Here is a 12,008-nt window from a genome sequence, read left to right on the forward strand (position 1 = left end):
TCAATGAAATTGCCACCACGATCTCGGCGGCTGTCGAGGAACAGGGCGCTGCAACCGACGAGATCAGCCGCAATGTTCGCGGGGCTGCTGATCGCACCCGTGCAGTTTCGGCATCGATCACCGAGGTTGCAAATGAAACCGGTCGCACCGGTCAGTTGTCGGGCGAAGTTCTTACGACTTCCCGTGCGGCATCTGAAAAGGTCGGTGAAATGCGAAACCGCATTACCACCATTCTTGATGCATTGCGTCAGCAGGCCCGGGACCGCGCAGCGTAATTATCCTGCCCGACCTTAACAAACGAAGGCCCGCCATTTGGCGGGCCTTTTACATTGGTAATCCGATAATGGATTTCGCGATCAGGCGCTTGGCCAACTGCCCTTAAGGCGTCCGCCAATCCGCACTGATTCAATACGTTTTGCCAAACCGGTCTTATCATCGGTTTCGACAAAGACGCCACAAACTGTTGCAGGCCCCTCGGCCGGTTCAAAACGCCCCGCCGGCATCTTGGTCAGGAATTTACGGACCGAGTTTTCCTTTTTCATGCCGATGACGGAATCAAAGTCACCACACATGCCGACATCCGTCTGATAGGCCGTGCCATTGGGAAGAATTTGCGCATCTGCCGTCGGGACATGGGTATGCGTTCCCAGAACCAGCGATGCACGACCGTCACAGTGATGCCCGAAGGCCATTTTTTCCGACGTGGTTTCGGCATGGAAATCAAGAATGATCGCATCAACATTCTTGCCAAGCTTATGCTTGGAAAACAGCTTGTCCGCGCCCTGGAACGGACAGGAAAGCGGATCCATGAACAGGCGACCCATCATGTTGATCACACAAACTTTCTTGCCTGATCTGGTTTTGAAAACATAATCGCCATTGCCCGGCGTCCCATCAGGGAAGTTCCATGGCCGCAAAAGCTTTTCGTCTTCATCGATATAGGCAATGATTTCGCGCTGATCCCAGACATGGTTGCCTGTGGTCAGGACATCGGCCCCGGCAGCGTAGAATTCCTTGCAGATCTTTGCCGTTACCCCGAAGCCGTGCGCGGCGTTTTCAACATTCACCACTGCGACGTCGACTGACAAACGATCGCGGAGCATCGGCAATGCCTCAAGTGCTGCCTTGCGACCGGTTTGGCCCAGAACGTCGCCAAGATGAAGTAAACGCATATTCTTTCCTGTGTCTTTTCCATGCCCGAATATTTGGCATGGCTTTTTATCAATGCACCCTATCCGGGACGCACAGCATATTGCACTACGCAAAGGAGAAGGGAAATGTCCGGATCAAAATCCGGGAGATAAGCGGGAGCCACCGCTGCCGTTGGCCATGTGGTAATTCCTCGTGACCTGCAGGTGCAGGTGGGCGCCGTATAACCAGACCACGGCCTGGAAAGGGACAGCTCCCTAGAGAAATGAGCATCGGCCCCGGGAATTAGCGAACCTGACGAACAGGGCAGCCCCCTTATGCTGGGTTCTTGATCGCCGCGAACGACGCATCGCAAACTGTCAGCGCCCGGAACTTAGTCCCCGGACGGCTGAATTTCAAGTAGATTGCATCGATATGCCCGCTGCGCGTTAGCCGCAACACTTTGCCAGACCAAGCCCGGCTGACCGATATGCATCGGGATAATCAGTTTTGGGCAAGCTTTTCGGCGATTGCTTCGACGCGCGCGGCCATGGTTTCGATATTGTCAGCCAGGGCATCACTTTCCGCATCCGACAGCCCGGTCACCTGAGCCGACTGCTGCGCACCGTTTTCAAGCTTTTCCTGGGTGTTCCCAAGTTCATCGGCAATCAGAAGACTTGCCATGACCAGCAAACGTTGCTCGCCGATCTGGCCGACAGCCTCGGCGATTTCCCTGACCCGTTCGTTGACATAACCGGCAAGGGCGTTAATGCGATCTTCCTGCCCGTCATCACATGCGATGTCGTAGCTGCGACCGTTAATGCGAATGGATACCTGTGCCATGGGTTATGCCTGTTTCTTTACGGGATCTTCGGAAAGAACGAATTTAAGCTGATCAACCGCACCATCAAGACGGGCAGAAACCGTTTCGGTCGCCTCGGTCAGACGGTCGTAATCAGCGCGCATTGCCGAAAGCTGGGCACGCAGTGCTTCAACTTCCTGTGTATCTGAAACTGCAGACTGGTCTTTTTGAGCGATAGCCGACTCCGCGACCATTTCAAGACGGTCCAATGCTGTTTTCAGCCGATCACTTGCCTGTTGCAACCGCGACATTGATCACTACCCGATTGTTTGCTGTTTTACCCAAGACCACAGAACGAACTGAACTGTGACGAATCACCAAAGGCGACATCAAGCCCGGCGAAGATGTCATGATAATGGCTGATTTAGCATCCAGTATCCCGATCAACAACATTTTTGCCCGATTGAACAAGAAATCTGTGAATTGTTTGAAGACCGGTAAAGCAATGAAAACACTGTATGACAATTGCAGGCAGATCAGCAAGCGCGTCACCAGCCATGCACTATTGGCACATCTGTTAGCCAGAATCCGGGTAACAGGTACAGTTTTTCGACAGAAGCGGTTGACGTATGCCCCCTGTAAGGGCATCTTCCGCGCGAATTCCGTTAATTCTGGAATAACCGTATTTAAAGTGTTTTGATCGCCCGACCGCGAAACCCCCAGGAACCGCATCACATGACGACGCAAGTAGAACACAACCGCATGGCCAATGCCATCCGCTTCCTCTCGGCAGACGCTGTTGAGAAGGCCAATTCCGGCCACCCCGGCATGCCGATGGGCATGGCAGACGTTGCGACTGTTCTTTACACCAAATTCTTGAAATTCGATCCGAAGCATCCGAACTGGCCGGACCGCGACCGTTTCATCCTGTCCGCAGGTCACGGTTCGATGCTTCTTTATTCGCTTCTGCACCTGACCGGGTACGAAGATTTCGATCTTGATCAGATCAAGAATTTCCGTCAGATGGGCTTCCGCACCGCCGGTCACCCGGAATTCGGCCACGGTGCCGGTATCGAAACCACCACCGGCCCGCTGGGTCAGGGTATTGCGACCTCGGTCGGTTTCGCACTTGGCGAACGCATCATGAATGCGCGCTTTGGCAACGACGTTGTTGATCACTTCACCTATGTGATCGCAGGCGACGGTTGCCTTATGGAAGGCATCTCGCAGGAAGCCATTTCGCTGGCCGGCCATCTGAAACTGTCGAAACTGATCGTTCTGTTTGACGATAACGGCATTTCGATTGATGGCCCGACCTCGCTTTCGACTTCTGAAGATCACACCAAGCGCTTTGAAGCAGCAGGCTGGGACGTTCAGGAAATTGACGGCCATGATCCGGTCGCCATCGAAGCCGCCATTGCCAAGGCAAAAACCACCAACACCCCGTCGATGATTGCTTGCAAAACCGAAATCGGTTTTGGCGCACCGACCAAAGGTGGTACCTCGGCAACGCACGGATCCCCGCTTGGTGCATCCGAACTTGCTGGCATGCGCGAGAAACTCGGCTGGACTTCCGAACCGTTCGATATCCCGGCAGACATTCGTGATGCATGGCTTGCAGCAGGTTCGCGCGGTGCAGAAGACTTCAACGCCTGGGGTGGTCGTTTCGAAAACCTCGAAGCTGCCCTGAAAGACGAGTTCGAGCGCCGGGTTGAAGGCAAGCTTCCGGAAAACTGGATCGAAGCGTTCAACGACTATAAAAAGCAGATCACCGCTGATCAGCCGAAAGTCGCAACCCGCAAGGCTTCGGAAAACGTTCTTGAAGTTCTGACCAAAGCCATTCCGGAAATGATCGGTGGTTCTGCCGACCTGACCGGTTCGAACAACACCAAGACCAGCGTTCAGGCACCGATTACCGCCGCAGGCGGCTATGAAGGTGCGTATATCTATTACGGTATCCGTGAACACGGCATGGCAGCAGCCATGAATGGTCTGGCGCTGCATGGTGGTGTTCTGCCTTATGGCGGCACCTTCCTGGTCTTTACCGATTACTGCCGTCCGTCGATCCGTCTTTCGGCTTTGATGAACCAGCGCGTTGTTTATGTCATGACCCATGATTCCATCGGTCTTGGCGAAGACGGCCCGACCCATCAGCCGGTTGAACATGTTGCTTCGCTGCGTGCGATGCCGAACGTCACCGTGATCCGCCCGGCGGACGCCGTCGAGACGGCAGAAGCATGGGCAATGGCAATCACCAATGAGAGCGGCCCGACCGTTCTGGCCCTGACCCGTCAGAACCTGCCGACGCTTCGTACCGACTATCGTGAAGACAACCTCGTCGCACGTGGCGGTTATGTGATTTCCGATTGCGACGGCGACCGTCAGGTCACCCTGATCGCGACCGGTTCCGAAGTTGAAATCGCAGTTGCCGCACAGGCCAAGCTGAAAGCAGACGGCATCAACGCCGTTGTTGTTTCGCTGCCAAGCTGGGAACTGTTCGACGCCCAGTCACCGGAATACCGCAAAGACGTTCTGGGCAGCGCACCGCGCGTTGCCATCGAAGCTCTTTCGGTCTTCGGTTGGGAAAAATATGTTGGCGATAACGGCAAGGTTATCGGCATGCACGGTTTCGGTGCTTCGGCACCTGCCCCGGTCCTTTACGAGCATTTCGGCATCACCGCCGATGCGCTGGTCAAAGCGGCCAAGGAACTGGTTTAATTTACAGGGCCGGATCGGTAACATGCCGATCCGGCCTTTTTTCTATGGGTTTGAAACCCTAAGCCGTGATTGATACTCCCCAGGTAGCAATCATTATAATTTTGGAGGGATGAATGGCTATTCGCGTAGCGATTAATGGTTTCGGTCGTATCGGCCGTCTTGTTCTGCGTTCTATCGTTGAAAGCGGTCGTACCGACGTCGAAGTTGTTGCCATCAACGACCTGGGTGACGTTGCCACCAACGCGCATCTTCTGAAATATGATTCAGTTCATGGCGTTCTGGCCAATGACGTCAAAGCCGAAGGCGAAAATCTGGTCATTGACGGCAAAGCCATCAAAGTTTGCTCCGAGCGCGACCCGGCGAACCTGCCGTGGGCGGCCCTGAATGTTGATATCGCATTCGAGTGCACCGGTATCTTCCTTGACGAAGCGGGTGCTGGCAAACATCTGACGGCTGGCGCAAAACGCGTTCTGATCTCTGCCCCGGCAAAGGGCGATATCAAGACCGTTGTTTACGGTGTTAACTCCGACACCCTGACGGCTGATGACGTGATCGTTTCGAACGCATCTTGCACCACCAACTGCCTTGCACCGGTTGCAGACGTCCTGAACAAAACCGTTGGCATCACCAAAGGCTTCATGACCACCGTTCACGCCTTCACCGGCGACCAGAACACCGTGGACAGCCTGCACAAAGATCTGCGCCGTGCGCGTTCGGCATCGCTTTCGATGATCCCGACCTCGACCGGTGCAGCAAAGGCTGTTGGTCTTGTTCTTCCGGAACTCAAGGGCAAACTCGATGGTACCGCCATCCGCGTTCCGACCCCGAACGTTTCCATGGTTGACCTGACCTTCGTTGCTGGTCGTGACACCACTGTTGAAGAAGTCAACGCCGCAATCAAGGAAGCAGCAAACGGCCCGCTTAAAGGCGTTCTTGGCGTTTGCGAAGCACCGCTGGTTTCGGTTGACTTCAACCACAACCCGAACAGCTCGACCTTTGATGCGACCCAGACCCAGGTTATGGACGGAAACTTCGTTCGTATTCTGTCCTGGTACGACAACGAATGGGGCTTCTCCAACCGTATGAGCGACACCGCTGTCGCCATGGCGAAATTCCTCTAAGCATCCTACATAAAAAAAGAAGGGGCAGCTTAAGCTGCCCCTTCCTCCTCCAAGCTCTAAACTTTAAGTCACATAAAGTGATTGTGCAATCTACTCAAGAACCGGTCGAATGCCTCTCTAAGAAAAGACGGCCTACCTGATAGGGGCTGCCTCTCTGGCCACTCAAGAACAAAAAGAACCACGGCACCAGTCAGTTTTTTCAACTCCCCTCTTGCTCTAGAGGAATCTGTTTTTAGGGATCTACGAACAACTGATGTATAGAATTGTTCGAGTGGGAGAGTAAGTTCTGGAACAAACTTGGTTGCTAATCCAATTACCGTCAGCATAACCAACTCAATGTCTTCGCGCTCAATAATAGAGATTATATGATCCGCACGTCTCGGCAACAAACCAGAGCTCTTGTAGTTCCCTAGGTCCTCTCCAGCTAAGTAATCAATTCTCTCCCGTATGTCCCGCAAAGCTCGTCGGGTGAACGCCGCATCATCTCCGTTCGTTGAGATAGTATTGATTGCTGACCTTAATTCTGAAATCTCAGATATAATTTCGGCGAAGCTACGATCTTCCGGATCACCACTCGACCTCAACATTTGCAAATCAATTGTTGTAGACAACGGGGTTTCAATATTCCCCGGGTCCGCCTCAATTTCCCTAATTTGCCGTTCTATTGACTCTTTCGCAGCAGCGGCACTATCCAAATCCTGATGATCGACATGAATAGTACGTGTGCCTGCTACATCAAATGGGATTCTCTCACCTTTCTGGATGATCTGCACCAGTGGTTTGCCAGTCGCATGACGTAGTGCCAACTCATAAAAGACATTAGGGTTCGTCTCCGTGAGATCCGCAATCACAAGTTGGTCAGAAATTACTCTTTCAATAACCTGACTCGTAATCAATCCAGGTTTGTCGATCTCGTCAGCACGCTGGGCTTCGTATCCGCAAGCTTCCGCAGCAGGCCTTATGATATGCTTTAGGACCTTATTTGCTCTATTGCGAGTATCTGATCCTTCCTCCCCTATCGGAGAAATCACAAAACAACTTTTCATATCACCCTCAAAGCTTTTATCTCGCTTTAAGATACTTTTCAGAGCCTAATACAATCAATAACAAATATCTTAATTAAGGCGATTTGCTTACACCTTTACTTCGACTGATCTTGCCCCTTTTGAGGCTTTAAAAGCTTTCTAAACATGCAATAATATCAGTTCGAATATCCCATTTATGACAAAAGGAACCTGACTCTTGGGCCTTCTTTTCAAGGAACTCGATTACCGGCCTACCCCGATGGGCGTTCTTATCCTGCGTCGTCGGCGCGAACTTAGTCTCGATATCGACGTCTACGAGATCAAGCTTGATGACGAATATCTGATGTCGAGCCTGTTCACCGACGCCGAGATTGCCCTTGCCGATCTGGGACTGGCAGAACTTGACCGTGATAACCTTGATGTTGTGGTCGGCGGATTGGGACTTGGCTATACCGCGAAGGCGGCCCTTGATAATCCCAAAACCGGAAAGCTGACCGTGCTTGATACCTTGCCCGAGGTCATCGAATGGCATCAGCAAGGCTTGCTACCGCTTGGCGCGCAACTTTCGAGCGATCCGCGTTGCGCGCTGGTGCATGGAGATTTCTTTGGCGCAGCCCTTTCGGAAACGGCCGGAATGAACCCGGATGCCCCCGCAACAAAACATGATGCCATCCTGCTTGATGTTGACCATTCACCGGGCAATGTTTTGCATGATGATCATAAACGCCTTTATACCAAGGATGGCCTCCAGAAACTTGCACAGCACCTTGTCCCCGGTGGTGTTTTTGCCCTGTGGTCAACCGAGTTGCCCGAACCGTGGTTTGAAGAAAACCTGTCAGCTGCCTTTGACAATATTCGTGCAGAGGTAATTACATTCCGGCATCCGTTGATTGATCGCGAAGACATCAACACAGTCTATGTTGCCCGCACCCCCTTATAACGATACGCACCCATGACGTCAGAGCTTGATCCCATCATCCGAATTCAGGGCATTTCCGGTGCAAGATCGGCATGCCGCGTTATGGGAAACCGGTCCTTCGTCCTGCTCTCACCTGAAAATGCGGCCCTTTCGCATGGTGCGCAGTGGTTCGGTGATCTGGTCACGCTGATCCGCACCGAATTCCCCGACGCCCGGTTCAAGGCAACGCTTGATTGTCGTGGACGCCTGTCGGGGGCATTGGCCGCAATCGAGATCGGCATTGATTGTGTTATCATTGATCCCCTTGACGAGGTGCAAGTCCAAAGCCTGCGCGATCTGGGGCGGCAAGCCGCATGCGCGATCCTGACAGCACATCCGGCGGCAATCGCAATTTATGAAATGGAAGATGACCGATTGCCCGACCATGAACTTGACCGGCGTTTGAAAACCAGTCTTCGATAGGCCCCTTCCCCAAGGCAATTGCCAAAAGCACCGCCAAGGGTTACATAACACGCAGGAAATCATCAGGAATTATCATTGTGAATACTGACGAACTTGCCGGTCTTTATCTTCTGACCCCGCCGAAAATCGAACTTTCTTCCTTTGGCGAGAAGCTGAAGTCCGTTCTTGATACCGGTGCGGTTGATTGCCTGCAGCTCCGCCTTAAAGACGTCAGCGACGATGAAATCCGCAAGGCGATTGATACCATCCTTCCGATGTGTAACGACCGCGACATTCCGCTGATCCTTAATGACCGTCCGGATCTTGCCAAAAAATCGGGCTGCGACGGCGTTCATGTTGGCGAGGAAGACGCCAGCTATGACGAGGCGCGCGCGATTATGGGCGAAGAGCATATTGTCGGTGTTTCCTGCTATGACAGCCGCCACCGCGCGATGATCCTTGGCGACAAGGGTGCTGACTACGTTGCATTTGGTGCGTTCTATCCGACCGAAACCAAAGAAGCCAAAACCAGCGTCACGCCGGAAATCCTTGAAATCTGGACGACCTTTACCACCGTCCCTTGCGTTGCAATTGGCGGAATAACCGCCGAAAACCTTGGCCCTATTGTGTTGGCCGGGGCTGATTTCATCGCAGTGACCGGTGGTGTCTGGAACCATCCCGACGGGCCCGAGGCCGGGGCAAAGGCGATCAAGGCAGCGATTGCGGCCACTGCAATCTGATTGCGCAATCCGTCATAAAGATATTGGGTGACAACCGGTTGGCCTAAGCCATGCGGGAATGACAGGCTGTCATGCACGACAACCCTGATCAATCTGCTTGCAGCAAAAACGCCAAACTGGTACTTAACGCACCTTAAATGGGGCAAGTGCCCCTTATTGCATTGTGAATCTGTGATCTGAAAGAACGGTTGGTGCCATGAAAATCAACGGCAACGAAATCCGTCCGGGTAACCTTATCGAACATAAAGGTGCCCTGTGGCGTGCAGTAAAATGCCAGGCTGTGAAGCCGGGTAAAGGCGGTGCTTTTAACCAGGTTGAACTTAAAGACATTCGTACCGGCACCAAGCTGAACGAACGTTTCCGTGCATCGGAAACTGTCGAAAAGGTTCGCCTTGAGCAGAAAGAATACACCTACCTGTTTGCCGATGGTGACATGATCACCTTCATGGACAGCGAAACCTACGATCAGATCACGATTAATGCTGACCTTGTTGGCGAACCGGCTGTTTATCTTCAGGATGGCATGGTTGTTACCATCGAATCCTTCGAAGGCGAGCCGCTTGGCGTGACCCTTCCGGAACATGTTGTCTTCCAGATTGTTGAAGCCGACGCCGTTGTCAAAGGTCAGACCCAGTCTTCTTCTTTCAAACCAGCCGTTCTTGAAAACGGTGTTCGTGTGATGGTGCCCCCGCATATTGAATCGGGTACCCGCATCGTCGTGAACACGGTTGAAGGCACCTATATCGAGCGTGCCAAGGACTAAGGGCGTTATCCGCTCTCTGGTTTAGGGTTTTTGCCCTCCCTTTAATTCAAACACCGGGAGATATGCCGTGCGAGGCGCCGCCCGTCGTTCTGCGAATATCAACGTTATGTACAAGGCTGTTGAAAAAGCAGCCTATGGACTGAAACGCGACTTCGGTGAAGTCGAAAACCTTCAGGTGTCGATGAAAGGCCCGGCAGATTTCGTATCTGCGGCTGATCACCGTGCCGAGAAACGCCTGCGTGAAGAGCTGGAACGTTCCCGTCCGGGTTACGGCTTCCTGCTTGAAGAAGGCGGTGAGGTCAAGGGATCCGATCCGGAACATCGCTGGATCATCGACCCGCTTGATGGCACCACCAACTTCCTGCATGGCATTCCGCATTTTGCCATTTCGGTTGCCCTTCAGAAGGGGGACGAAATCATCGCTGGCATGATCTATGACGTTGCCAAGGATGAGTGCTTCTGGGCGGAAAAAGGCCTTGGTGCGTTTCTTGACAACCGTCGCCTGCGTGTTTCCGGCCGCCGTCGTATGAACGAATGCGTTCTGGCTTGTGGCGTTCCCCATCTTGGCCATGGCGATCATGCTGCCTTCGAAAAACAGCTGCATTCGGTCATGGATCGTTGTGCAGGTGTTCGTCGCATGGGTGCTGCATCTCTTGATCTGGCTTATGTCGCAGCAGGCCGTTACGATGGCTACTGGGAGTCCCACATCAATGCGTGGGATATCGCAGCAGGTCTTCTGATCGTGACCGAAGCTGGTGGCTATGTCCGCGATATTAACGGTGGTACCAACATGCTTGGCACCGGTAGCGTCGTTGCTGCCAACGACTATATCCAGCCGGTTCTGGCTAAAACGCTGAAGAAAGCGATCACGGACTAACATCCCGCTTTTATTACCGTTTTTTGAAAGGGGCACTTCGGAATTTACCGAAGTGCCCCTTTTGCTTTATCGGTCAAAGCGGTTGTCCATTACCTGTCTCTAAGCTATGGTGCTTGGTACTGAGTGGCCTTTGAACGGGCTGCCAGACAACAGGGGCGGCATTCGGTAAATTTTTGCGGGTGCCTAACGATCGACACAAAACTGTGTGAAAAAGAAAAACGTTATAAAACGATTTCAAACACAGGGTATTAAGGGGCCTGCGATTTGATGAAGGGGTATTCCAATATTTCCGTGCTTGCGATGGCAGCTGCACTGGGAACCGGCGTGTTCTATGGCAGTGACGCATCCGCACAGCAATACTCCCCCGTCTCGGTTGATAATAGCGTACAGGTAAACTGGGATGTCGCAGACGGGTTTGGCGATCAGCCGACCGTGCCGCAATATCTTTCGCCAACCGTTTCGCGCGAACATATCGTGATGCCCGGTGGAGATCTGATTTACCCGGAAACCAGACCGAAATCCGAGTTCCTTGCAGGCGACCAGTTCGCCGGTGCCAGGGCAGCGAGCAGCGATGACATCGGTTATGAAACCGTTGTGATTGATGGTGCAGGCAGTGGCAACGCATTTCCAAGCCGATCCGAATTTTATGGCGTTCCGGGCGTGAGTGCATCGGCGGCAATGGATGATGGTGCAAACCAGACCATTGCCCTGCAACAGCCTGAACCGACGTCTGCGCCGCGCAGCAAACCGGCCGCACCGGTTATGGCAGAAAGCAGCGCATCAAATACGCCAACGCCCTTGACCAAACCGGCGCCGGAACCTGCACCTGCGGCACCGACCATGGCAGCAGCACCGGTTGTAGCCCCGACTGCAGCGCCGGCGGCCGAAACAGCCGAAGTTATTGAACCGCCAAAGGCCCCGCCGCTTCTGTCCGAGGACAGCGCAGCCCCCGCCGCACCAAGTGCGCCAGTAGTTGAACCGATCGCCAAAAGCACCGAAGTTCCGCCTGCACCGGCACCCTCACCTGATACGACCCAGTCTGCACCGGCGATGGCCGAAGCCGCACCGAAAGCCGAACCGGCACCTGCACCGCAACCAGTTGCTGAGGAAGCCGCTATTCCGCCCGCAAGCACTGCACCGGCACCGATGCCTGCAAGTGGTGGCGATGAATACAGCCTAGGCTTTGCCGCCGACAGCTTTGAACTCAGCAGTCAGGCAAGAAGCGAGCTTGATCAGGTGATCGCCGCCATGAACAAAGATGACAGCCTTCGCATTCAGCTTCAGGCCTATGCGCAGGGTGACGGGGCGAATGCGTCAAAGGCGCGTCGACTGTCGCTTTCGCGTGCACTTCAGGTCCGTTCCTATCTGATCGATCAGGGCGTGCGCTCCACGCGCATTGATGTTCGTGCCCTTGGCTCGAACGTTCCATCCGGCCCTGCTGATCGCGTCGATATCAAAACCGTTCAACGCTAGG

The 12,008-nt window shown here is 53.6% G+C and carries 13 protein-coding genes, 1 other RNA gene and 1 pseudogene; 9 read left to right on the top strand and 6 right to left on the bottom strand.

All coding sequences use genetic code 11. From position 1 onward, the window contains the following. A pseudogene (locus TH30_RS13805) lies at positions 1–275 on the top strand (methyl-accepting chemotaxis protein); the annotation flags it as partial. Between the two features lie 81 nt (positions 276–356). On the opposite strand, the gene TH30_RS13810 reads toward TH30_RS13805, so the two are convergent. The 5 genes from TH30_RS13810 to TH30_RS22000 all read right to left on the bottom strand — a co-directional run bounded on the left by TH30_RS13810 (position 357) and on the right by TH30_RS22000 (position 2,677). Next, a complete protein-coding gene (locus tag TH30_RS13810) occupies positions 357–1,172 on the bottom strand; it encodes a TIGR00282 family metallophosphoesterase (RefSeq protein WP_114098691.1) in 816 nt (271 codons plus the stop codon). 132 nt (positions 1,173–1,304) lie between these two features. Beyond that, positions 1,305–1,465: non-coding RNA, 6S RNA (gene ssrS / locus TH30_RS13815), on the bottom strand. 167 nt (positions 1,466–1,632) lie between these two features. Then, complete coding sequence (locus TH30_RS13820; protein ID WP_114098692.1) at positions 1,633–1,971, bottom strand: cell division protein ZapA; 339 nt, start codon at positions 1,969–1,971, stop codon at positions 1,633–1,635. A gap of 3 nt (positions 1,972–1,974) precedes the next feature. Beyond that, entirely contained in the window at positions 1,975–2,241 is a 267-nt protein-coding gene (locus TH30_RS13825) for a hypothetical protein (RefSeq protein ID WP_114098693.1), read from the bottom strand. Then, positions 2,216–2,677 carry a hypothetical protein gene (locus tag TH30_RS22000; protein ID WP_147252005.1) on the bottom strand — a complete coding sequence of 154 codons (462 nt, stop codon included), beginning with the start codon at positions 2,675–2,677 and terminating at the stop codon, positions 2,216–2,218. The genes TH30_RS13825 and TH30_RS22000 overlap by 26 nt, the downstream gene beginning before the upstream one ends. Here TH30_RS22000 and tkt point away from each other — a divergent pair. Next, positions 2,666–4,648, top strand: coding sequence for a transketolase (gene tkt / locus TH30_RS13835; RefSeq protein ID WP_114098695.1), 1,983 nt, complete (start codon positions 2,666–2,668; stop codon positions 4,646–4,648). The two genes, TH30_RS22000 and tkt, sit on opposite strands and share 12 nt — an antisense overlap. Positions 4,649–4,761: 113 nt before the next feature. Beyond that, positions 4,762–5,769, top strand: coding sequence for a type I glyceraldehyde-3-phosphate dehydrogenase (gene gap / locus TH30_RS13840; protein ID WP_114098696.1), 1,008 nt, complete (start codon positions 4,762–4,764; stop codon positions 5,767–5,769). Between the two features lie 68 nt (positions 5,770–5,837). Here the strand turns inward: gap and TH30_RS13845 are convergent, their stop codons facing one another. After that, complete coding sequence (locus TH30_RS13845) at positions 5,838–6,815, bottom strand: hypothetical protein (RefSeq protein WP_114098697.1); 978 nt, start codon at positions 6,813–6,815, stop codon at positions 5,838–5,840. 196 nt (positions 6,816–7,011) lie between these two features. On the opposite strand from TH30_RS13845, the gene TH30_RS13850 reads away from it, so the two are divergent. From TH30_RS13850 to TH30_RS13875, 6 genes are all read left to right on the top strand, one after another. Further along, complete coding sequence (locus TH30_RS13850; protein WP_114098698.1) at positions 7,012–7,734, top strand: polyamine aminopropyltransferase; 723 nt, start codon at positions 7,012–7,014, stop codon at positions 7,732–7,734. A 12-nt stretch (positions 7,735–7,746) separates the two neighbouring features. Further along, positions 7,747–8,175: a hypothetical protein gene (locus TH30_RS13855; RefSeq protein WP_114098699.1), complete on the top strand. Its 429-nt coding sequence runs from the start codon at positions 7,747–7,749 to the stop codon at positions 8,173–8,175. 77 nt (positions 8,176–8,252) lie between these two features. Continuing rightward, the gene (gene thiE / locus TH30_RS13860; RefSeq protein ID WP_114098700.1) at positions 8,253–8,894 is read left to right on the top strand and encodes a thiamine phosphate synthase; all 642 of its coding nucleotides are present in this window, start codon (positions 8,253–8,255) and stop codon (positions 8,892–8,894) included. 196 nt (positions 8,895–9,090) lie between these two features. Next, positions 9,091–9,657 carry an elongation factor P gene (gene efp / locus TH30_RS13865; protein WP_114098701.1) on the top strand — a complete coding sequence of 189 codons (567 nt, stop codon included), beginning with the start codon at positions 9,091–9,093 and terminating at the stop codon, positions 9,655–9,657. A gap of 67 nt (positions 9,658–9,724) precedes the next feature. After that, a complete protein-coding gene (locus TH30_RS13870) occupies positions 9,725–10,534 on the top strand; it encodes an inositol monophosphatase family protein (protein WP_220150324.1) in 810 nt (269 codons plus the stop codon). Positions 10,535–10,801: 267 nt separating this feature from the next. After that, a complete protein-coding gene (locus TH30_RS13875; protein ID WP_114098703.1) occupies positions 10,802–12,007 on the top strand; it encodes an OmpA family protein in 1,206 nt (401 codons plus the stop codon). The last annotated feature ends 1 nt before the right edge of the window (position 12,008 follow it).

Source organism: Thalassospira profundimaris (assembly GCF_003326795.1).
Taxonomy (GTDB): domain Bacteria; phylum Pseudomonadota; class Alphaproteobacteria; order Rhodospirillales; family Thalassospiraceae; genus Thalassospira; species Thalassospira profundimaris_C.